We start from the raw sequence: 21,523 nt of genomic DNA on the forward strand, positions 1-21,523 counted from the left end.
CGCTTCGATATATAAATAACACTACAGCGATTAATCCTCGCTTCTTTAACACTTCGCTTATTTCTGCGTAAAATTCAGATAAATTCGCATTGCTTCATATTCACTGAGTGCCGGCAAATAACCGAAATTAGCTGAATATTCTGATGGCCTGGTGGCGGCAGCTGGTTTATCTTGAGGCATTCTTGGTTTTCCGCCGGAGGATATCGGCAATGCCTCAACACTCACATGCGTCCGCCCTGCTTATCATCAACGGCAAAGGCGCCGGTAACGAAGAGCTGCGTCAGGCGGTCAACCGGCTGCGCGAAGAACAGATAACGTTGCACGTGCGCGTCACCTGGGAGCACGGCGATGCCGCGCGCTATGTCGCGGAAGCCGCGCAGCTCGGCGTCGGCACCGTCGTCGCCGGCGGCGGTGACGGCACCATCAACGAAGTGGCCGCCGCGCTGGTGCAGCTGCCGGCGCACAACCGGCCGGCGCTGGGCATCCTGCCGCTCGGCACCGCCAACGACTTCGCCATGGCGTGCAATATCCCTCCGTCCCCCGAACTGGCGCTGCAGCTGGCGATCAAGGGCCGTTCAGTGCCGATCGATCTGGCGAAGGTCAACGGCGAGCGCTATTTCATCAACATGGCCACCGGCGGCTTCGGCACCCGCATCACCACCGAAACGCCGGAGAAGCTGAAAGCGGCGCTGGGCGGCGTGTCCTACTTTGTGCATGGCCTGCTGCGCATGGATACGCTGCAGGCCGACCGCTGTGAAATCCGCGGGCCGGACTTTCGCTGGGCCGGCGAGGCGCTGGTGATCGGCATCGGCAACGGCAAACAGGCCGGCGGCGGCCAGGAACTGTGCCCCAGCGCGCTGATCAACGACGGCCTGCTGCAGCTGCGCCTGCTGATCGCCGATGAACTGCTGCCGGCGCTGGTCGCCGCCCTGTTCAACGACGAAGAGAGCAACAGCATCCTCAGCGCGGCGCTGCCGTGGCTCGAGATCGACGCGCCGCATGAGATGACTTTCAACCTCGACGGCGAACCGCTCAAAGGCCGCCATTTCCGCATCGAAGTGTTGCCGCAGGCCATCGAATGCCGCCTGCCGCCTAACTGCGCCCTGCTGGGCTGACCTTGCCGGGCGCAGCCGCTGCGCCCCGCTTCTTCCCCTCTGTTCACCCGCTTCCGCGCACGATCAAATGTGATCCTCTCCGGCAAATTCATCAATTCATACTTGTATGGTAGTTAGTTCATGGCGTATTTTCGCGCTATCTCTCCGCAGCTACAGGATGTGAAGGTTATGAAAATCGTCAACGCCGAGGTGTTCGTCACCTGCCCGGGGCGCAACTTTGTCACGCTGAAAATCACCACCGATGACGGCATCATCGGCCTCGGTGACGCCACGCTGAACGGGCGCGAATTGCCGGTGGCCTCTTACCTGAAAGATCACCTCTGCCCGCAGTTGATCGGCCGCGACGCGCAGCGGATCGAAGACCTCTGGCAATTCTTCTACAAAGGCGCTTACTGGCGGCGCGGCCCGGTGACCATGTCCGCCATTTCCGCCGTCGACATGGCACTGTGGGACATCAAGGCCAAGGCCGCCAACATGCCGCTGTATCAGCTGTTGGGCGGTGCCTCGCGCTCGGGAGTGATGGTGTATTGCCATACCACTGGCCACTCGATCGACGAAGTGCTCGACGACTACGCCAAACATAAAGAGCAAGGCTTCAAGGCGATCCGCGTTCAATGCGGCGTGCCGGGCATGAAAACCACCTACGGCATGGCCAAGGGCAAAGGCCAGGCTTATGAGCCGGCCACCAAGGGCGACTGGCCGGAAGAGCAGCTGTGGTCGACGGAAAAATACCTCGACTTCACCCCCAAACTGTTCGACGCGGTGCGCAACAAGTTCGGTTTCAACGAGCACCTGCTGCACGACATGCACCACCGCCTGACGCCAATTGAAGCGGCGCGCTTCGGTAAAAGCGCCGAACCGTATCGCCTGTTCTGGATGGAAGATCCGACGCCGGCGGAAAATCAGGCCTGTTTCCGCCTGATCCGCCAGCATACCGTCACGCCGATCGCCGTCGGCGAGGTGTTCAACAGCATCTGGGACTGCAAACAGCTGATCGAAGAACAGCTGATCGACTACATCCGCACCACCCTGACGCACGCGGGCGGCATTACCGGCATGCGGCGCATCGCCGACTTCGCCTCGCTGTATCAGGTGCGCACCGGTTCACACGGCCCTTCCGATCTGTCGCCGATCTGCATGGCGGCGGCGCTGCACTTCGATCTGTGGGTGCCGAACTTCGGCGTGCAGGAATACATGGGCTATTCCGAGCAAATGCTCGAGGTGTTCCCGCACAGCTGGACGTTCGACGACGGCTATATGCATCCGGGCGACAAGCCGGGCATCGGCATCGAGTTTGATGAGAAGCTGGCGGCCCGTTACCCCTATGAACCGGCCTACCTGCCGGTCGCGCGTCTGGAGGATGGCACCTTATGGAACTGGTAAACACCATGCGCAGCGTCGTGATCGAACAGCCCGGGCGCCTGGCGCTGCAGACGCGCGCGCTGCCGCAGCCGGCGGCCGGCGAGGTGCGGGTCAAGGTGAAATTCGCCGGCATCTGCGGCTCCGACATCCATATCTATCACGGCCATAACCCGTTCGCCCGCTATCCGCGGGTGATCGGCCACGAGTTCTTCGGCCTGATCGATGCGCTGGGCGAAGGCGTCGATCCGGCGCGCCTCGGCGAACGCGTCTCGGTAGACCCGGTGGTGAGCTGCGGCCACTGCTATCCCTGTTCGGTCGGCCGCCCCAACGTCTGCACCTCGCTGCAGGTGCTCGGCGTGCACCGCGACGGCGGCTTCAGCGACTATGCCTGCGTGCCGGCGCGCAACGCCTATCCGGTTCCGCCGGCCATCAGCGATCGCCACGCCGCGATGATCGAGCCCTTCAGCATCGCCGCCAATATTACCGCCCATCTGCAACCGCGCCCCGACGACATCGCGCTGATCTACGGCGCCGGGCCGATGGGTCTCACGGTGATCCAGACGCTGAAAGGGGTGTACGGCGTCAGGCAGGTGTGGGTCGTCGATCGCATCGCCGAGCGGCTGGAGATGGCGCGCGCCAACGGCGCCGACCAAACATTCAACAACGCCGAGGCCGCATTGCCGCAGGCGCTGCAGCAGCGCGGCGTTCAGCCGACGCTGATCGTCGATGCCGCCTGCCACCCCGCCATTTTACCGGAGGCGATCGCGCTGGCTTCGCCGGCGGCACGTATCGGCATCATGGGCTTTTCCGGCGACGCCTGCACCCTGACCCAGCAGAGCATCACCAGCAAGGAGCTGTCGATCTTCTCCTCGCGCCTGAACAGCGCGCGCTTTCCGCAGGTGATCGCCTGGATGGCGGACGGCAAGCTAGACCCGCAGCGGCTGCTCACCCACTGCGTACCCGCCGACGACGTCGAACGGGCGATGCAGATGTTCGAGCGGGATCAGCGCACCTGCTGCAAGGTGCTGCTGCAGTTCGAGTAACGCCAAGGCGGCATCGGGGCATGGGCGGCGCCCGCCGCCCGTGCAAACAACGAAGCATCACGATTAAAACGACACCCAGTGGAGCGCTTTATGTTTAAAAACCTGCGTTGGACCATCGTGTTCCTGCTGTTCATGGTCTACATGATCAACTACCTCGACCGCGTGGCGCTGTCGATCACCGTGCCGATGATCGAACAGGATCTGATGCTGAACGCCGAACAGTTCGGTCTGATCTTCGGCAGCTTCTTCTTCGGCTACGCCATTTTCAACTTCGTCGGCGGGCTGGCGGTCGACCGCTTCGGCCCGACACTGGTGCTGGGCGTGGCGGTCGGCCTGTGGTCCATCTTCTGCGGCATGACGGCGATCGCCACCGGTTTTTACTCAATGCTGATCCTGCGCGTTCTGTTCGGCATGGCCGAAGGGCCGATCTGCGCCTCGGCCAACAAGATGATCAACGGCTGGTTCCCGAAGAAACAGGCGGCGACCGCCGTGGGCCTGCTCAGCGCCGGTTCGCCGTTGGGCGGCGCGGTGGCCGGGCCGATCGTCGGCTATCTGGCTCTGGCGTTCGGCTGGCGGCCGGCGTTTATGATCATCTGCGCTATCGGCATCGTCTGGATGCTGGTGTGGTTCTTCGTGGTGGCGGATAACCCGGCGAAAAGCCAACGCGTCAGCAACGAAGAACGGGCGCTGATCGCACGGTTGAAACAGGAAAATCTCGGCGAGGAAAGCGCCTTGAGCGACGCCCCGCACGGGCTGGGTTACTACCTGAAGCAGCCGATCATTCTGGTCACCGCCTTCGCCTTCTTCTGCTACAACTACATCCTGTTCTTCTTCCTGAGCTGGTTCCCCTCGTATCTGGTGCAGGCGCACAACCTGAACATCAAAGAGATGAGCCTGACCACGATGATCCCGTGGATCGTCGGCTTCGTCGGGCTGGCGCTCGGCGGCTATATTTCCGACAAGATCTTCAACATCACCGGCAAATTGCTGCTGTCGCGCAAGATCGTGCTGGTCACCAGCATGCTGGCGGCGGCGGTGTGCGTGGCGTTGGCGGGCACCGTCAGCAGCGTGGTGCCGGCGGTGATGCTGATGTCAGTGTCGATCTTCTTCCTCTACATTACCGGCGCTCTCTACTGGGCGATCATCCAGGACGTGGTGCATAAATCCCGGGTCGGCGGCGCCAGCGGGTTCATTCATTTGATCGGCAGCGTCTCCGGCATCATCGGGCCGATCGCCACCGGCTACATCGTGCAGAACACCGGCAAATTCGACAGCGCCTTTATGCTGGCGGGCGGCGTCGCCGCGCTGGGCGCGCTGCTGGTGCTGCTGGTGATCAAGGCGCCGCGCGCAACGGCGGGCGTGCAAATCTTAAAACCCTAACGCCAGACGGGGCGGCTTCGCCCCTTTGCTTACCTCTCCAGGGACATTGAACATGAGACTTTCCGCCCACAGCGCGCTGCCGGCCGCCGTTATCCGGCCCGGCTACGCACGTGAGCGCGTGAAACCGCGCATGGCGCATATCGGCTTCGGCGCGTTTCACCGCGCGCACCAGGCGATATACGCCGACAGGCTGGCCAGCGAGCACGGCAGTGACTGGGGCTACTGCGAAATCAGCATGCAGCACGGCCGGCAAAAGATCGCCGATCTACGGCAACAAGACCTGCTGTTCTCGGTGGCGGAGATGGACGACGACGGCTGGCGGGGCCGGGTCATCGGCGTGGTGCGCCAGGCGCTGCACCTGCAAACCGACGGACTGGCGGCGGTGCTGGCGGCCCTGACGCAGCCCGAGATCGCCATCGTCTCGCTGACCATCAGCGAAAAGGGCTATTGCCACCACCCCGCCAGCGGCCGGCTGATGGCGGAACACCCGGCGATCGCGCATGATATCGCCCAGCCGGCACAGCCGCAGTCGGCGCCGGGGCTGCTGCTGGCGGCGCTGCGCCTGCGCCGTGAACGCGGGCTGCCGCCGTTCGCCGTGATGTCCTGCGATAACATGCCGGCCAACGGCCGGGTCACGCGCCAGGTGCTGGTCGAACTGGCGCAGCGGCAGGATCCGGCGCTGGCCGACTGGGTGCGTCAAGAGGTCGCCTTCCCTTCCACCATGGTGGATCGCATCGTGCCGGCGGTAACGCCGGAGACTCGCCGGCAACTGCGCACCTGGCTGGGCGGCGTCGAAGATGAGGTCGGCGTGGCCTGCGAGCCGTTCAGCCAGTGGGTCATTGAGGACCGATTTCCCCAGGGGCGCCCGGCCTGGGACAAGGTCGGCGCCGAACTGGTGAGCGACGTGCTGCCGTACGAGGAGATGAAGCTGCGCATGCTGAACGGCAGCCACTCGTTTCTCGCCTACCTCGGCTACCTGGCCGGTTATCAGCACATCGGCGACTGCATGCAGGATGCGGATTTTGTCCGCGCCGCCCGTCACCTGATGCTGGCGGAACAGGCGCCGACCCTGCAGGTGCCGAACGTCGATTTGGCGCAGTATGCCGACTCGCTGCTGCAGCGTTACCGCAACCGCGCGTTGAAACACCGTACCGCGCAGATCGCCATGGACGGCACGCAGAAGCTGCCGCAACGGCTGCTGGACGCGATCCGCTGGCATCTGGCGCGCGGCAGCCGCTTCGACTGCCTGGCGCTGGGCGTCGCTGGCTGGATGCGCTTCGTCGGCGGCCGTGATGAACAAAGCGAGCCGATCGCCATCAGCGATCCGCTGCGCGAGCGCCTCGCCGCGTTGGTCGCCGGCAGCGAGGAAGGCCGGCCCCGCGTCCTGGCGCTGCTGCAACTCGACAGCGTCTTCGGCCGCGATCTGCCCGATTCGCCTGACTTCGTCCACGCCGTCAGCCACGCTTATCACCAACTGCTGAGCCTGGGGGCCAAAGCCGCCGTCGCCGCTCTGCCGCTTACCGACCGGGAGGTTTCCGATGACCGTCACCACGCATAACGCCGTCAATACCGGCAATCAACCGCTGCTGCGGCGCGTCGCCAGCGCGTCGGCCATCGGCACCGCCGCCGAATACTATGATTTCTTCGCCTACGGCACCGCTGCGGTGCTGTTCTTCGGCCAGCTGTTTTTCCCCAGCGCCGATCCGCTGATCAGCACGCTGGCGGCCTTCGCCACCTACGCGGTCGGTTTCCTGGCGCGCCCGCTGGGCGGCATCGTGTTCGGCCATATCGGCGACAAAGTCGGCCGCAAGAAGGCGCTGGTGATCACCATCCTGATCGTCGGCCTCGGCACCTTTTGCATCGGCCTGCTGCCTACCTATGAGCAGATCGGCATCTGGGCGCCGATCGCGCTGATCTTTATCCGCGTGCTGCAGGGCTTCGGCGTCGGCGGCGAACAGGCCGGCGCGGTGCTGATGACCGCCGAATACGCGCCGCCGCCGCGGCGTGGTTTCTACGCCAGCTGGGTGCAGATCGGCGCACCGGCCGGTTTCCTGCTGCCGTCCGGGCTGTTCGCGCTGCTGACCGCCGTGCTGTCGCCGGCGCAGATGCTGGACTGGGGCTGGCGCATTCCGTTCCTGCTCAGCCTGCTGCTGGTGCTGGTCGGGCTGTTTATTCGCCTGAAGATCGACGAGTCGCCGGTGTTTACCCAGATCCGCGCCACCAAAGCGGTGGAGAGCCGGCCGGTGGTGGAAGTGGCTCGCCGCTATCCCGGCCTTATCGCCAAAGGGGTGTGCGCCAAGCTGATCGAAGCCTGCGCCTTCGCCATGTTCACCGTGATCGTGCTGGCCTACGGTAAGGCCAACCACCTCAACGAAAGCATTTTGCTGGAGGCGATGATCGTGGCGGTGCTGCTGGAGATTTTCGCCATTCCGCTGATGGGCCGCCTCTCCGATCGGCTGGGGCGCAAACCGGTTTACATCGCCGGCGCGCTGCTGCAGGTGGTGTGCATCGTGCCGTTCTTTATGGCGATCAACCTCGATAATTTCTGGGTGACGCAGATCGCCATGATCGTGGTGCTGACCTTCGGCCACAGCATGTGCTACGCGCCGCAGGCCTCCTACTTCCCGGAGCTGTTCCCCACCCGCGTGCGCTGCAGCGGCATCGCGCTGATCTGGCAGATCGGCTCGCTGATCGGCAGCGGCATTCTCGGGCTGCTGGCAGTGAAGATCCTGCAGGTGACCGGCGGCCATTACTACGGGCTGGCCGGTTACATGATGGTGCTGGGCGTGGTGTCGGCCCTCGGCCTGAGCCTGATGCCGGAAACCGCGCCAGAGCGGCGCAAGCAGGAATATCAGGATTGGCATCACTGAGTTCCCCTGCCTGGCGGGTGGATTTATCCCCCCGCCCTCAACCAATAATCTGCTAGTATGGTGGCATTCGAATTCCAGCCAGATGCCTGATTGTCACCATGTCTGAAACGTACAGTCTCACCAACAACGTCCCGGTCAACCAGCAGATCTATCGCTTCCTGCGCAAAGATATCGTCGACTGCACCATCCCCCCCGGCACCCTGCTGTCCGAGAAAGAGATCTCCACCCGCTTTTGCGTTTCGCGCCAGCCGGTGCGCGAAGCCTTCATCAAGCTGGCGGAGGCCGGCCTGGTGCAGATCCTGCCGCAGCGTGGCACCTTCGTGATGAAGATTTCCGCCAAGCGCGTGGCCGACGGGCGCTTTATCCGTCAGGCGGTGGAATGCGCCATCGTGCGCCGCGCGGCCGAGCGCGCCACTCCGGCGCAGCTGATGACGCTGGAGCATAACCTGCACCGTCAAGAACTGGCGGCGCAAAACGGGCAAACGCGCGAATTTTTGGCGCTGGACGACGAGTTCCACCAGCTGCTGACCCAGTTTGCCGACTGCCCGCTGGCGTGGGAGACCATCGAAACCATCAAGGCCACCATGGATCGGGTGCGTTTCCTCAGCCTGAGCGAAGTCTCGCCGCCGGAGAGCCTGATCAAGCAGCACTACCGCATCTACGAAGCGCTGAAAGCGCGCGATGCCGAGGCGGCGGAGCGCGCCATCCACGATCATCTGCAGGAGATGATCTACTCCATCACCCCGATCGCCCAACAGAATACCGCGTGGTTCGAGATCGAATAATCAATCGCTTAGCGCGCCGGGGGCGATCGCCCCCGCGTATTTGGCCACGCAAATGGCATTTCCTCTCAATCGCATCTATTGTTTGTCCTTGCCGGAGCAAGTTCGGTAGCATCGCTTTACAGCTTCAATCACCGCTTTTTACTGCGCCGGTGGTCAAAAACCCTTGCATTGCCGGTGTATGAAGAAGCTTAATCGGGAGTGAATCATGACTGATATTGTGCAGTTGCTAGGAAAGGAAGCGGAAGATCTGCTGCAACACCGCTGTACCACTATCCCCGCCGAGAATCTCTACCTGCCGGGCGCCGACTTCGTCGACCGCGTAATGATCGATAACAACCGCCCCAACAGCGTGCTGCGTTCGATGCAAACCCTGTTCAACCACGGCCGCCTGGGCGGCACCGGTTATCTGTCTATCCTGCCGGTCGACCAAGGCATCGAGCACTCCGCCGCCGCCTCGTTCGCCGCCAACCCGCTGTATTTCGATCCGAAGAACATCGTCGAGCTGGCGATTGAAGCCGGCTGTAACTGCGTCGCCTCCACCTACGGCGTGCTGGCGTCGGTATCGCGCCGCTATGCGCATAAAATTCCGTTCCTGGTCAAACTCAACCACAACGAAACGCTGAGCTACCCGACCCAGTACGACCAGACCCTGTACGCCAGCGTCGAGCAGGCGTTCAACATGGGGGCAGTGGCGGTCGGCGCCACCATTTACTTTGGTTCAGAGCAGTCGCGCCGCCAGATCGAAGAGATCTCGATCGCCTTCGAGCGCGCGCATGAGCTGGGGATGGTCACCGTGCTGTGGGCCTATCTGCGCAACCCGGCGTTCAACAAAGACGGCGTGGACTACCACTCCAGCGCCGATCTGACCGGCCAGGCCAACCACATCGCCGCCACCATCGGCGCCGACATCGTCAAACAGAAAATGGCGGAAAACAACGGCGGCTACCGCGCGGTGAAATTCGGCTATACCGACGACCGCGTCTACACCAAGCTGACCACCGATCACCCGATCGATCTGGTGCGCTACCAGCTGGCCAACTGCTACATGGGCCGCGCCGGGCTGATCAACTCCGGCGGCGCCGCCGGTGAGAACGATCTGCAGGAATCGGTGCGCACCGCGGTGATCAACAAACGCGCCGGCGGCATGGGCCTGATCCTGGGGCGTAAAGCCTTCAAGAAATCGATGAAAGACGGCGTGGCGCTGATCAACGCCGTGCAAGATGCCTATCTGGACAAGAAGGTCACCATCGCCTGATGTGACGGACCGCCTGTCCCAAAGCCCGGTTCGCCGGGCTTTTTTGTGCTCGTTCCCCTAAATCCTACGCCGCCAACCTTCTCTTTCTTTCACTTTAAACTTTCAAAATAAAATATTTATCTTTCAAATTGTGATATATTTAAAACAAATAGCCCAACAAAGTGACTACTGTAAGGCCCATGGCGATAGAGCCGCCGTTCGCTCCAGGCCATAACAGTCCATTACAGGAGAACATAATGATTGAGCTAATCACCCACGGCGCCGAGTGGTTTATCGGCCTGTTTCAGAAAGGCGGTGAAGTGTTTGTCGGCATGGTGACCGGCATTTTGCCTTTGTTGATCAGCCTGTTGGTTATCATGAACGCGCTGATCAAATTTGTTGGCCAGGAACGTATCGAACGATTGGCGCAGCGCTGCGCGGGCAACCCCGTTTCGCGTTATCTGCTGCTGCCGCTGATCGGCACCTTTGTCTTCTGCAACCCGATGACCCTCAGCCTGGGGCGCTTCATGCCGGAGAAATACAAGCCGAGCTACTACGCGGCGGCCTCCTACAGCTGCCACTCGATGAACGGCCTGTTTCCACACATCAACCCCGGCGAGCTGTTCGTTTACCTCGGCATCGCCAGCGGCCTGACCACCCTCGGCCTGCCGCTCGGCCCGCTGGCGGTGAGCTATTTCCTGGTGGGGCTGTTCACCAACTTCTTCCGCGGCTGGGTCACCGATCTGACCACCAGCCTGTTCGAACGCAAGATGGGCATCCGTCTGGATCGCCAGGTGCAACTTTAATTCGTGGAGTGCAGCATGAGTGCTTATATCCGTATTGAAAAAGGCGCCAGCGGCTGGGGCGGCCCTTTGGAACTGCCGATCGAACCCGGCAAAAAAGTGGTGTACATCACCGCCGGCACCCGGCCTTCCATTGTCGATCGCCTCAGCGAATTGACCGGCTGGCCGGCCGTCGACGGTTTCAAAGAGGGCGAGCCGCCGGCGGAAGAGATCGGCGTGGCGGTGATCGACTGCGGCGGCACCCTGCGCTGCGGCCTGTACCCGAAACGCCGCATTCCGACGGTCAACATCCACGCCACCGGCCAGTCCGGCCCGCTGGCGCAGTTTATCCTCGAAGACATCTATGTCTCCGGCGTGCGCGACCACAACATCAGCCGAATCGAAGCGGCAGATAGCCAACCCGCCGCCGTCGATGCAGCGCCGCCCAAGGCGCGCGACTACGACACCAGCAAAAAGATCACCGAGCAAAGCGACGGGCTGCTGGCGAAGGTCGGCATGGGCATGGGATCGGTGGTGGCGGTATTTTTCCAGGCCGGGCGCGACACCATCGACACCGTGCTGAAGACCATCCTGCCGTTTATGGCGTTCGTCTCGGCCTTGATCGGCATCATCATGGCCTCCGGCCTCGGGGACTTTATCGCTCACGGCCTGACGCCGCTGGCCAACAGCCCGATCGGCCTGGTGACGCTGGCGCTGATCTGTTCATTCCCGCTGCTGTCGCCGTTCCTCGGCCCCGGCGCGGTCATCGCCCAGGTGATCGGCGTGCTGGTCGGGGTGCAGATCGGCCTTGGCCATATTCCGCCGCAGCTGGCGCTGCCCGCGCTGTTCGCCATCAACGCGCAGGCCGCCTGCGACTTTATTCCGGTCGGCCTGTCGCTGGCGGAAGCCAAACAGGACACCGTACGGGTCGGAGTACCTTCAGTGCTGGTCGGCCGCTTCCTGACCGGCGCGCCGACGGTTCTGATCGCCTGGGCCACCTCGGCCTTCATTTATCAATAATGTGATCCCCAGGGAGACGTTTATGCACACCATTTTTCACACCACCATCACGCAGATCGGCGGCTGCGCCCGCGACGCGTTGCTGGACAACATGCTGATCACCTTCCGTGAAGGCGCCCCGGCGGATATCGAAGAGTTCTGCTTCATCCACCGCCACGGCGCAACCGCCGGCGAGCTGCAGGTCGGCGGCGTGATGGAACTGGCGCAGCAGCGCTACGCCATCACCGCCGTCGGCAGCGTCGCCACGCAGAATCTGCGCGAGCTGGGCCATATCACCGTGCGCTTCGACGGCGAAGCCGAAGCCGAATTTCCCGGCTCGATCCACGTATCCGGCCCGACGCCGACCGATATCCCGTTGGGCAGCACGCTGTCATTTATCGCATAAGGAGTAGACCATGTCTGAAGTAGCTGTAGTGATTGGCGGCGGCCAAACGTTAGGTGCCTTTTTGAGCCACGGGCTGGCGCAGGCCGGTTATCGGGTGGCGGTGGCCGATCTGAACGCCGACAACGCCAGTCTGGTGGCACAGCAGATCAACGAAGAGTACGGCACAGGCAGCGCCTGCGGTTTTCAGGCCGACGCCACCGACGAGCAGAGCGTGATCGCGCTGGCGGCGGCGGTTGACCGGGCGTTTGGCCAGGCCAATCTGCTGGTGTACAGCGCCGGCATCGCCAAGGCGGCGCCGATTACCGATTTCCCGCTGGGGGACTTCGACCGCTCGCTGCAGGTGAACCTGGTGGGCTATTTCCTCTGCGCCCGCGAGTTCTCGCGCCTGATGATCCGCGACGGCATCGCCGGGCGCATCATCCAGATCAACTCCAAGTCCGGCAAGGTCGGCAGCAAGCACAACTCCGGCTACAGCGCCGCCAAGTTCGGCGGCGTGGGGCTGACGCAGTCGCTGGCGCTCGATCTGGCGGAGTACGGCATCACCGTGCATTCGCTGATGCTCGGCAACCTGCTGAAGTCGCCGATGTTCCAGTCGCTGCTGCCGCAGTACGCGCAAAAACTGGGCATCGCGCCGGATCAGGTGGAACAGTACTACATCGACAAGGTGCCGCTGAAGCGCGGCTGCGACTACCAGGATGTGCTGAACACCCTGCTGTTCTACGCCAGCGATAAGGCTTCTTACTGCACCGGCCAATCGATCAACATCACCGGCGGCCAGGTGATGTTCTGACGCCACCGGCGCCCCCTTCCACGGAAGGGGGCGTAAGGAGAACCCCCATGACACAAGCTTTGATCGCCTTCGCGCTGCTGGCCTGGCTGCTGCAAATCGCCTTCGGCTGGTGGCAACTGCAACGTTTCAACCGCGCCTTCGACGGTTTATGCCGGCTGGGCGCCGTGGGCGTCGGCCGTTCCGGCGGCCGTTTCCGCCCGCGGGTGGTGCTGGCGCTGGCCTTCGACGCCGATCGGCGGGTGTGCGGCAGCCTGTTGCTGCGCGGCCTGACCGTCTTCGCCCGGCCCCGCCCGCTGCCTCATTTGCACGGTTTGCATCAGCGGGATTTGCGCCCGGATGTGATCTTCCCCGAGGATCGCGCATGCCAGTCTGCACTATCGTTAGCGATTGAACCCAAATCGTGATATTTTCACATTAAAAGACATTACCTTTCATAGTGAATTATTCAGCGAGGGGAAATGCTCAACTCTTGTGAACGGGAATCGCGATGAAACCAAAGCAGCGGCAGGCCGCTATCCTTGAATATCTGCAGCGGCATGGCAAAACGGCAGTGGACGCCCTGGCCGAGCATTTCTCCACCACCGGCACCACCATCCGCAAGGATCTCACCCTGCTGGAAGAAGAAGGCGAGGTGATCCGCACCTACGGCGGCGTGGTGCTCAGCCGCGACGACGGCGATCAGCCGATCGACCGCAAAACCCATATCAACACCGAGAAAAAACGCCAGATCGCCAGCGCCGCCGTGGCGCTGATCGCCGACGGCGACTCGCTGATCTTCGACGCCGGCAGCACGGTGCTGCAGATGGTGCCGCACCTGGCACAGTTCAACAACATCACGGTGATGACCAACAGCCTGACCATCGTCAACGCGCTGGTGGAGCTGGACAACGATCAGACCATCCTGATGCCCGGCGGCACCTACCGCAAAAAATCGGCCTCGTTCCACGGCAGCCTAGCGGAATCGGCGTTTCAGCAGTTCAGCTTCGACAAGCTGTTTATCGGCGCGGACGGCGTCGATCTCAACGCCGGCGTCACCACCTTCAACGAAGTGCACAACGTCAGCAAGGCGATGTGCGAAGCCGCCAGCCGCATTATTTTATTGGTAGACTCCTCGAAATTCGGCCGCAAGAGCCCGAACGTGGTGTGCGAGCTCAGCGCCGTCGATACGCTGATCACCGACCGAGACATCAACCCCGATTACCTCGCCGCCCTGCAGGCGAAAGGCATCAATATTATTCTGGTAGGAGACCCCGATGAGTAACGCCAACGCCCTGCTCGCCTTCGCCCGCGAAACGCTGGAGATCGAGCTGACCGAAGCGCAGCGCCTGCTGGCGCGCCTGGATGACAACTTCGTCTGCGCCTGCGAGCTGCTGCTGAACTGCCGCGGCAAAGCGGTGATTTCCGGCATCGGCAAGTCCGGCCATATCGGCAAGAAGATCGCCGCGTCGCTGGCCAGCACCGGCACGCCGTCGTTCTTCGTGCATCCGGCGGAGGCGCTGCACGGCGATCTCGGCATGATCGGCGCCGACGACGTGGTGGTGTTCATCTCCTATTCCGGCCGCGCCAAAGAACTGGATCTGATCCTGCCGCTGCTGGCGGAGAACGGCATTCCGGTGATCGCCATCACCGGCGGCAAAGAGTCGCCGCTGGCGCTGGCCGCTGCCTGCGTGCTGGATATCGGCGTTGAGCGCGAAGCCTGCCCGATGGGGCTGGCGCCGACCTCCAGCGCGGTCAACACCCTGATGATGGGCGACGCCCTGGCGATGGCACTGATGCGCCAGCGCGGTTTCAACGCGGAAGACTTCGCCCGCTCGCACCCGGGCGGCAGCCTGGGCGCGCGCCTGCTGAACCGCGTGCATCACCTGATGCGCACCGGCGAGCGCCTGCCGCGCGTGAGCGAAAGCGCCAACGTGATGGAGGCGATGCTGGAACTGAGCCGCACCGGGCTGGGGTTGGTGGCGGTCTGCGACGCGCAGCAGCGTGTGGTGGGCGTATTTACCGACGGCGACCTGCGCCGCTGGCTGGTGAAGGGCAACAGCCTGCAGGATCCGCTCAGCCCGGCGATCACCCGCCCCGGCTATCGGCTGCCGGAGCAGTGGCGCGCCGGCGAGGCGCTGGAAGCGCTGCACGAACAGCACATCAGCGCGGCCCCGGTGGTCAACATGGACGGCGTGCTGGTGGGGGCGCTCAACCTGCACGATCTGCATCAGGCCGGCATCGGCTGATCAATGCCGGGGGCGCCGGCACCGGCGCCCCCGGTCAGATTATTTCCAGTCGGGATTGTTCTCGAACTGCTGCTTCAGCAGCGCCTTCATGTCTTCATCCGGCTTACCGAGCCACTGGTACTTAGCATATTTCTTCGGATGATCGACGGCTTCCGGCCGATCTTCCACCTCCACCCGCACGCCCCAGGCCTGGGATTTATCCGCGCTGAACGCCACGATCAAAAAGTTGTTGCCGCAGTCGTGCGGTTTGCACAGGTTGCCGACCAGATACTCTTTGCCTTTCCAGTTCAGATTCTGCGCCGGCGTAGAGGTACCGACGCCCTTGCGCGCCCAGCCCGGCATCCGCGCCTGGCCTTTGACCATGTTTTGCCAGCTGGCCTGATACCCCGGCTGCTGAATCAAATCCGACGTGGTGACGATCTGCTGGGCAAAGCTGCCCGCACTGAAGCTAAGCAGTGCGCCGAAGAGGGCGCAACGCAGCGCCTGGTGTCCCGTCATAGTCCTTCTCCCTAGGTTAAATCAAGTTTCGCCCATAAAACCGGGCCTGAACCAGTCAGACCACGGTTGCGGCAAAAAGTTGACTCACCACCAGGCGTGAAAATGATGCACCGGCCCGATGCCGTGCCCCACTTCCAGCGTATCTGCCTGTTGCAGCGCTTGTTGCAGGTAGTCCTTGGCGGCGGCCACCGTGGCCGCCCAGTCGGCATGGCGCGGGCGCAGCGCCGCCAGCGCGGCCGAGAGCGTGCAGCCGGTGCCGTGGGTATGGCGGGTGGCGACGCGCGGCGCGGTAAAGCGCTGCTCGCCTTCGGCGGTAAACAGCCAGTCCGGGCTCTCGCTTTCGCTCAGGTGGCCGCCCTTCATCAGCACCGCCCGGCAGCCCATCGCCAGCAGCGCCCGCCCCTGCTCACGCATCTGCGCTTCATCTTCCGCCGGCGCGCACGCCAGCAGCGCCGCCGCTTCCGGCAGGTTCGGCGTAATGATCGACACCAGCGGCAACAGCTCGCGCCGGATAGACTCTACCGCCTCCGGCGCCAGCAACGGATCGCCGCTTTTCGCCAGCATCACGGTATCCAGCACCACGAATTCCGGCCGGTAATGGCGCAGGCGTTCGGCCACCGCCTGCACGATGTCGGCGTTGGCCAGCATGCCGATCTTGACGCTGTCGATGCGCACGTCGCTGAACACCGAGTCCAGCTGCGCGGCAACGAACGCCGGATCGATGTAATACACCGACTGCACGCCGCGGGTATTCTGCGCCACCAGCGCGGTGATCACCGAAGTGCCGTAAGCGCCGAGCGCCGAGAAGGCCTTCAAATCGGCCTGAATACCGGCGCCACCGCTGGGATCGGTGCCGGCGATGGTCAGCGCGTTAATGCGTTTCATCACAGATCCTCCCCGCGCAGTTGATACAGAGCGTCGAGGAACGCCGGCGTAAAGCTGCCCGGCCCGGCGGCCTGCCTGGCCGCGAGGCCGCCGCAGTGAGACATCACCCGACAGGCGGTCGCCACGTTGTCCAGGCGATCGCCCGGCAGGGCGCAAAACGCCGCCGCCACCGCCGACAGCGCGCAGCCGGTGCCCACCACCCGCGTCATCAGCGGGGAGCCGCCTTCGATCGCCCAGTCGCGTTGGCCGTCGGTGACGTAATCCACCGCGCCGGTGACCGCCACCACCGCGCCGCTGCGCTGCGCCAGCTCACGCGCGGCCGGCAATGCCGCCAAGGAATCGTCGCCGCTGTCCACGCCGCGGCCGCTGGCCAGCAACCCGCTGAGCGCCATGATTTCCGAGGCGTTGCCGCGTATCGCCGCCGGTTTTTCGTCCAGCAGCTGTTTGGCGAAGGCGGTACGGTAGGAGAGCGCGCCGACCGCCACCGGATCCAGCGTCCAGGGCTTGCCGGCCTGATTGGCGGCGGCCACCGCCGCCCGCATCGATTCGGCGCGCAGCGCATTGAGGGTACCGACGTTGATCAGCAGGCCGTCGGCCAGCGCGCTGAACTGCGCCGCCTCTTGCGGCTCCACCACCATCGCCGGGGAGGCGCCGAGCGCCAGCAGCACGTTGGCAGTCAGCGATTGCACCACTTCATTGGTCAGGCAGTGGATCAGCGGAGGCCGCTGTTGGAATTGAGTCAGGCAGGCCGCGGCGCGAGCGCCGGGTAGTGCATCAGGTCGAGCGATCATATTCCTCCCAACCGGCGTTCAAGAAGGCGGCGCCGGCTGGGCGGCCGTGACTTCCCTACGCTGGCATTATCCAGATCAGGTAATACGGGTATTTCTCAGCCTTCACGCAGAAGGGCACCCCGAGTCATGAAAATCAATAGGTTGTGATCAACGCTGCGTTAATCCCTGCAGGGGATCATGCCAGTGGCGGCGCGGACAAACAAGCGATTAAATTGGCTCGCGCCTAAGCGATGCTTCCCTCTTTTCCCGCCAGATACAGGCTCAGCACGCCGGGCAGCTCCGCCAGGGTGAACGCCACGTTCTGCGGCGCCGTTTTGAAGATGTGGTGCAAGGTGCCGGCCACCAGGCTTTGCAACAGCCGGGTTTGCTGCAGGATCTCCGCTTCGGCGGTCTCGGGGCGGCGCAGCTGCAGCACTCGGGCGATCAGCGCCAGGAAGCTGGACTTTTCATCCGGCAGGTTCATTTCCCGCATCACCGGCAGGTAGTCGGCGTGCTCGCGCAGGTACTGCGCATAGGGTGAAAACAGCCGCTGGATCACCTCTTCAGCGGAGAGGCGCCGCCACTCGTCGTCGCTGGCCAACGCCATGTCGCGCACCAGCGCCTCGATCGATTCGGTGTGCCGATCCGCCAGCGCCTTGATCACCGCGTGGCGATCGGGGAAAAAGTGATACATCGAGCCGATGGAGGTTTTGGCGTGCTTGGCGAGCCGCTGCATGCTGAGCGCCGCCAGCCCGTCCTGCGCCACGATCGCCGCCGCCGAATCCAGAATGGTTTGTACGCGTTGCCGCCCTCTTTCCTGCTGCGGCTCTCGCCCGGTGATGTGTTCGTCGATTTGCATATTCGTTTCTGCCCGCTGTCATCAACGCATTATACCCATTTGCCGCCGCGAAGGCAGGGTGACACAAAAAACTAGATTAACTCCTCTAGTTTAGAGTAGAGTATTTATTCTAGTTTCTCCTTGCGCAAGCGTGGGGAAGACAAACAGTGACCTCACTCACTGAAAAAGAGTCATTCCATTCGGCCCGTCGACCAAGCCAATCGCCAGAGAACGCCCTATGCCCGACAAAAAACTGCTTATCACCTGCCTGACCGCACTGCTGCTCACCGGGTGCTCACCGGCACCGTCCATGGTGGTGTTCGGCGCTTCGTTCCCCGACTGGCTGTTTTGCCTGTGCGGCGGCGTGGCGGGCATGGTGGCGATCCACCTGCTGCTGCGCACCCCGGAAAAACGCGCCTGGCTGGCGCCGCAGCTGCTGACGTATCCGGCGCTGACCGCGCTGATCGCCATGCTGACCTGGTTACTGGTTTTCCCCCACTGAGACTGACGCCATGACCCAACCACAAACCTCCAACAAGCGCAGACTGCTGGTGCTTACCATCCTGGCGTTGACGCTCATCGTGGCCGCCGTCGTCGTCTGGCGGGTGGAAAACGCCCCCACTACCGACGATGCCTACGCCTATGCCGACACCATCGACGTAGTGCCGGAGGTGAACGGCCGCATCGTCGAGATGCCGATCCGCGACAACCAGGAAGTGCGGCAAGGCGATCTGCTGTTCCGCATCGATCCGCGCCCTTACCAGGACGTGCTGGCGGCCAGCGAAGCGCGCCTGATCACGCTGAATGAACAGATCAAACTGACGCAGCGTTCGGTCAACGCGCAGCAGTACAACGCCGAATCGATGAACGCCATCGTCAAACGCTCGCAGGCGCTGGTGGCGCAGGCGACCGACACCCTCAACCGCCGGCAGAAGCTGCTCGGCAAGAACTACGTTTCGGCGGAAGAAGTGGAAACCGCCCGCACCTCCCAGCGCTCGGCGCAGGCGGAACTGCAGGCCGCATTGCTGCAGGCGAAACAGGCGGAAGCCGCCGTCAGCGGCGTCGAAGCCCTGGTCGCGCAGCGCGCCGAAGTGCAGGCCGACATCGCCATCGCCAAACTGAACCTGGAGTTCACCGAGGTGCGAGCGCCGTTCGACGGCCGCATCGCCTCCCTGAAAACCACCGTCGGCCAATATGCCTCCAGCGCCAAACCGGTGTTCACGCTGATCGACACCCGCCACTGGTACGTGGTCGCCAACTTCCGCGAAACCGACCTGAAAGGCGTGCATCCCGGCGTGCCGGCCACGCTGTATTTAATGAGCGACGCCGGCCAGACCTTCAGCGGCAAGGTGGAGTCGGTCAGCTACGGCGTGCAGCCCGACGACGGCGGCACCGTGCTGGGCGGGCTGCCCAACGTGTCGCGCAACATCAACTGGGTGCACGTTTCTCAGCGCTTCCCGGTCAAGATCGCGGTAGAGGCCCCCAACCCGGCGCTGTTCCGCGTGGGCGCTTCGGCGGTGGCCAAGCTGAACCTGCGCCATGAAGAATAAAACGATGTCTCGCGGCTGGCTGTCCCGGTTGATCGACGAGCTGCGCCCTTCGGACAGCCGCATAAACCTGGTGATCCGCGCCCTGCTCTCCAGCGCGATCGCCATCGTGATCTCGCAGACGCTGCAGGTACCGTGGCTGGCGCTGTCGCTGATCGCTGTCTTCTTTATCACGCAGTCCAATATCGTGATCACCCGCGCAATCGGCATCCTGTTTTTCGTCAGCTCCACGCTGGCGATCGGCGCCGCTATCCTGGTGCTGAAGTTCACCTACGACTACCCGATGCTGCGCATCTTGCTCTCCAGTGCGCTATTTTTCCTCAGCGTGTTCCTGATGCGGGTGACCAAGGTTGGGGTGCTGTTCTTCCTGATGGCGCTGGTGGTGATCTACACGCAAAGCTTTGTCGATCTCACTCCGCAGGCGGAAGTGGTGATACGGCTGGTGCTGTGGGTATGGGTGGCGATCAACTACGCCATCCTGCTCACCCTGATCGTTAATACCCTGCTGCTGCCGGCCGAACCGCTGAAACAGCTAAAGGGCCGGATGAACGCGGTGTTGGACGAAACCCGCGCTATGTTGATCAACGGCGGCGAGACGCGCGATCTGAGCGCCATCTCCCAGCACGCCACCGAGCTGCATAAGCTGCTGCGCTTTTCGGTGATGCGCAGCGATCGCTGCCGTGCCAACGAGCCCGGTTATCTGGCGCTGATCACCCTGGTGTTACAGCTCAATATCCTGGCCTACCAGCTGCCGCCGGCTTTCGGCGCGGCCGCGCGTCAATTGGCGCAAGAGATAGATGCCGCCTGCCGCGCACTGCAAACCGCGATAAGCCACGACAGCGCGCTGCGATTTTCCGTCGCGATCGCCGGCAGCGACGATCCGCAGGTGCCGGCGCCGCTCAATGAAATGGCCGGCCTCCTGCAGGTCTACGCCAACCGCAGCGACTACGCCGACGCCCTGCAGGCCGCGCCGCCGCCGAAAGTGCCCTTCTTTACCCCCGACGCCCTGACCAACCCGGTTTACATCCAGTTTTCGTTGAAAACGCTGCTGACCGTGCTGGTCGCCTACGTGTTTTATACCGCCGTCGATTGGTCCGGCATTCATACCATCATGCTGAGCTGCCTGATCGTGGCGCAGCCCAGCCTCGGCGCCACACAGCGGCGGGCGCGGCTGCGTCTCGGCGGCGCGGCGATCGGCAGCCTGCTGGCGCTGATCTCGGTGGTGTGGATCATGCCTCACCTCGACAGCCTCGTCGGCTTGCTGCTGCTGACGCTGCCGGTGATCGCCCTCTCCGCCTGGATCGCCGCCGGCTCCGAGAAAATAAGCTATGCCGGGGTACAGATCCTGTTCACCTTTTCTCTGGCGCTGCTGGAAAGCTTCGGCCCGGTCACCGGGCTGACCGAGATCCGCGATCGCCTGATAGGCATCGTGCTGGGGGTAGGGTTCGCCACCTTCATTCACGCCACGCTGTGGCCGGAATACGAAGGGGAGTCACTGCGGCAGCAGGTTGCCAACGTGCTGCGGGAACTGTCGCGCTTCCTCGGCGGCGAGAACACAAACGCCATCGGCATCTGGCAAAAGATCGAGGGCTGCGAAGCGGTAGTGGCCCGGGTGACGCTGGAGCCCACCTGGCAGCTGGCGGACGATAACCATGAAAGCTTCACCCGGCATATCCAACTGATCTTTAACCAGACGCGCAGCCTGTTGCTGACCAGCGAAAAGCTCAACACCTATCTGGCAGGCAGTGGCGCGGCGCTGTCCGCGCAGGAACGCCAGGCGCTGATCGAGGTGCAACGTCAGGGCGGGCGCGTTCTCGCCGAGTATGCGGCGCAGCTTTCACGTACGCCGCAAGCGTTGCGGGCGCCCGACTTTCATCCACCGTTGGCCGCCCTGCACGCCGATACCGTGCGCCACCTGACTCAGGAGCTGAGCGACGGAGTCAATCGCCTGCCCGCCTGGGGCGACGCCTAGCATTTTCCGTTTGTGGCCATGC

22 protein-coding genes and 1 riboswitch are annotated in these 21,523 nt (G+C 63.2%); of the genes, 18 read left to right on the plus strand and 4 right to left on the minus strand.

What is annotated here, in order from left to right; genetic code table 11:
- The first annotated feature begins 209 nt into the window (after positions 1-209).
- From yegS to gutQ, 15 genes are all read left to right on the plus strand, one after another.
- Positions 210-1,115: a lipid kinase YegS gene (gene yegS, locus ACJ8PN_RS18790; protein ID WP_016926701.1), complete on the plus strand. Its 906-nt coding sequence runs from the start codon at positions 210-212 to the stop codon at positions 1,113-1,115.
- 168 nt (positions 1,116-1,283) lie between these two features.
- Complete coding sequence (gene manD / locus ACJ8PN_RS18795) at positions 1,284-2,498, plus strand: D-mannonate dehydratase ManD (protein WP_015378743.1); 1,215 nt, start codon at positions 1,284-1,286, stop codon at positions 2,496-2,498.
- Positions 2,499-2,503: 5 nt separating this feature from the next.
- Entirely contained in the window at positions 2,504-3,520 is a 1,017-nt protein-coding gene (locus ACJ8PN_RS18800; RefSeq protein WP_171455097.1) for a Zn-dependent oxidoreductase, read from the plus strand.
- A 90-nt stretch (positions 3,521-3,610) separates the two neighbouring features.
- Positions 3,611-4,900 carry an MFS transporter gene (locus ACJ8PN_RS18805; protein WP_442535151.1) on the plus strand — a complete coding sequence of 430 codons (1,290 nt, stop codon included), beginning with the start codon at positions 3,611-3,613 and terminating at the stop codon, positions 4,898-4,900.
- A gap of 52 nt (positions 4,901-4,952) precedes the next feature.
- Positions 4,953-6,458 (plus strand): mannitol dehydrogenase family protein, encoded by a 1,506-nt coding sequence (locus ACJ8PN_RS18810; protein WP_442535152.1) that lies wholly within the window; start codon positions 4,953-4,955, stop codon positions 6,456-6,458.
- Positions 6,439-7,770 carry an MFS transporter gene (locus ACJ8PN_RS18815; RefSeq protein ID WP_048325252.1) on the plus strand — a complete coding sequence of 444 codons (1,332 nt, stop codon included), beginning with the start codon at positions 6,439-6,441 and terminating at the stop codon, positions 7,768-7,770. The genes ACJ8PN_RS18810 and ACJ8PN_RS18815 overlap by 20 nt, the downstream gene beginning before the upstream one ends.
- Before the next feature lie 98 nt (positions 7,771-7,868).
- A complete protein-coding gene (locus tag ACJ8PN_RS18820) occupies positions 7,869-8,555 on the plus strand; it encodes a GntR family transcriptional regulator (protein ID WP_004941533.1) in 687 nt (228 codons plus the stop codon).
- A gap of 205 nt (positions 8,556-8,760) precedes the next feature.
- Positions 8,761-9,810, plus strand: a complete 1,050-nt coding sequence (gene fbaB / locus ACJ8PN_RS18825) for a class I fructose-bisphosphate aldolase (protein WP_015378749.1) — start codon at positions 8,761-8,763, stop codon at positions 9,808-9,810.
- 236 nt (positions 9,811-10,046) lie between these two features.
- On the plus strand, positions 10,047-10,595 hold the full coding sequence (gene srlA / locus ACJ8PN_RS18830; protein ID WP_004941528.1) for a PTS glucitol/sorbitol transporter subunit IIC: 549 nt from the start codon (positions 10,047-10,049) through the stop codon (positions 10,593-10,595).
- A gap of 15 nt (positions 10,596-10,610) precedes the next feature.
- Entirely contained in the window at positions 10,611-11,591 is a 981-nt protein-coding gene (gene srlE / locus ACJ8PN_RS18835) for a PTS glucitol/sorbitol transporter subunit IIB (RefSeq protein ID WP_171454543.1), read from the plus strand.
- A gap of 22 nt (positions 11,592-11,613) precedes the next feature.
- Positions 11,614-11,976: a PTS glucitol/sorbitol transporter subunit IIA gene (gene srlB / locus ACJ8PN_RS18840; protein ID WP_004941520.1), complete on the plus strand. Its 363-nt coding sequence runs from the start codon at positions 11,614-11,616 to the stop codon at positions 11,974-11,976.
- A 10-nt stretch (positions 11,977-11,986) separates the two neighbouring features.
- On the plus strand, positions 11,987-12,766 hold the full coding sequence (srlD, locus tag ACJ8PN_RS18845; RefSeq protein WP_015378751.1) for a sorbitol-6-phosphate dehydrogenase: 780 nt from the start codon (positions 11,987-11,989) through the stop codon (positions 12,764-12,766).
- 47 nt (positions 12,767-12,813) lie between these two features.
- Entirely contained in the window at positions 12,814-13,170 is a 357-nt protein-coding gene (gene gutM / locus ACJ8PN_RS18850) for a transcriptional regulator GutM (protein WP_004941515.1), read from the plus strand.
- A gap of 83 nt (positions 13,171-13,253) precedes the next feature.
- Positions 13,254-14,027 carry a glucitol operon DNA-binding transcriptional repressor SrlR gene (srlR, locus tag ACJ8PN_RS18855; RefSeq protein WP_099981706.1) on the plus strand — a complete coding sequence of 258 codons (774 nt, stop codon included), beginning with the start codon at positions 13,254-13,256 and terminating at the stop codon, positions 14,025-14,027.
- Positions 14,020-14,991: an arabinose-5-phosphate isomerase GutQ gene (gutQ, locus tag ACJ8PN_RS18860; protein ID WP_164044799.1), complete on the plus strand. Its 972-nt coding sequence runs from the start codon at positions 14,020-14,022 to the stop codon at positions 14,989-14,991. The genes srlR and gutQ overlap by 8 nt, the downstream gene beginning before the upstream one ends.
- A gap of 39 nt (positions 14,992-15,030) precedes the next feature.
- On the opposite strand, the gene ACJ8PN_RS18865 is transcribed toward gutQ, so the two are convergent.
- The 4 genes from ACJ8PN_RS18865 to ACJ8PN_RS18880 form a co-directional block, all read right to left on the minus strand.
- The gene (locus ACJ8PN_RS18865; protein WP_021504441.1) at positions 15,031-15,489 is read right to left on the minus strand and encodes an inhibitor of vertebrate lysozyme family protein; all 459 of its coding nucleotides are present in this window, start codon (positions 15,487-15,489) and stop codon (positions 15,031-15,033) included.
- A gap of 84 nt (positions 15,490-15,573) precedes the next feature.
- Positions 15,574-16,374, minus strand: coding sequence for a bifunctional hydroxymethylpyrimidine kinase/phosphomethylpyrimidine kinase (gene thiD, locus ACJ8PN_RS18870; protein WP_048325239.1), 801 nt, complete (start codon positions 16,372-16,374; stop codon positions 15,574-15,576).
- On the minus strand, positions 16,374-17,165 hold the full coding sequence (gene thiM / locus ACJ8PN_RS18875) for a hydroxyethylthiazole kinase (RefSeq protein ID WP_049278612.1): 792 nt from the start codon (positions 17,163-17,165) through the stop codon (positions 16,374-16,376). The genes thiD and thiM overlap by 1 nt, the downstream gene beginning before the upstream one ends.
- Before the next feature lie 35 nt (positions 17,166-17,200).
- Positions 17,201-17,297, minus strand: a riboswitch (TPP riboswitch).
- Between the two features lie 91 nt (positions 17,298-17,388).
- On the minus strand, positions 17,389-18,003 hold the full coding sequence (locus ACJ8PN_RS18880) for a TetR/AcrR family transcriptional regulator (RefSeq protein WP_004941499.1): 615 nt from the start codon (positions 18,001-18,003) through the stop codon (positions 17,389-17,391).
- A 217-nt stretch (positions 18,004-18,220) separates the two neighbouring features.
- Between ACJ8PN_RS18880 and ACJ8PN_RS18885 the strand changes: the two genes are divergently transcribed.
- From ACJ8PN_RS18885 to ACJ8PN_RS18895, 3 genes are read left to right on the plus strand one after another with little or no spacing between them, the layout of a single operon-like run.
- Positions 18,221-18,484 (plus strand): YtcA family lipoprotein, encoded by a 264-nt coding sequence (locus ACJ8PN_RS18885; protein WP_004941494.1) that lies wholly within the window; start codon positions 18,221-18,223, stop codon positions 18,482-18,484.
- A 10-nt stretch (positions 18,485-18,494) separates the two neighbouring features.
- A complete protein-coding gene (gene mdtN / locus ACJ8PN_RS18890) occupies positions 18,495-19,532 on the plus strand; it encodes a multidrug transporter subunit MdtN (RefSeq protein WP_442535153.1) in 1,038 nt (345 codons plus the stop codon).
- Between the two features lie 4 nt (positions 19,533-19,536).
- Entirely contained in the window at positions 19,537-21,501 is a 1,965-nt protein-coding gene (locus ACJ8PN_RS18895) for an FUSC family protein (RefSeq protein WP_171454544.1), read from the plus strand.
- Positions 21,502-21,523: the final 22 nt, after the last annotated feature.

Origin of the sequence: Serratia sp. CY76391, assembly GCF_052166695.1 — a bacterium.
Taxonomy (GTDB): domain Bacteria; phylum Pseudomonadota; class Gammaproteobacteria; order Enterobacterales; family Enterobacteriaceae; genus Serratia; species Serratia nematodiphila.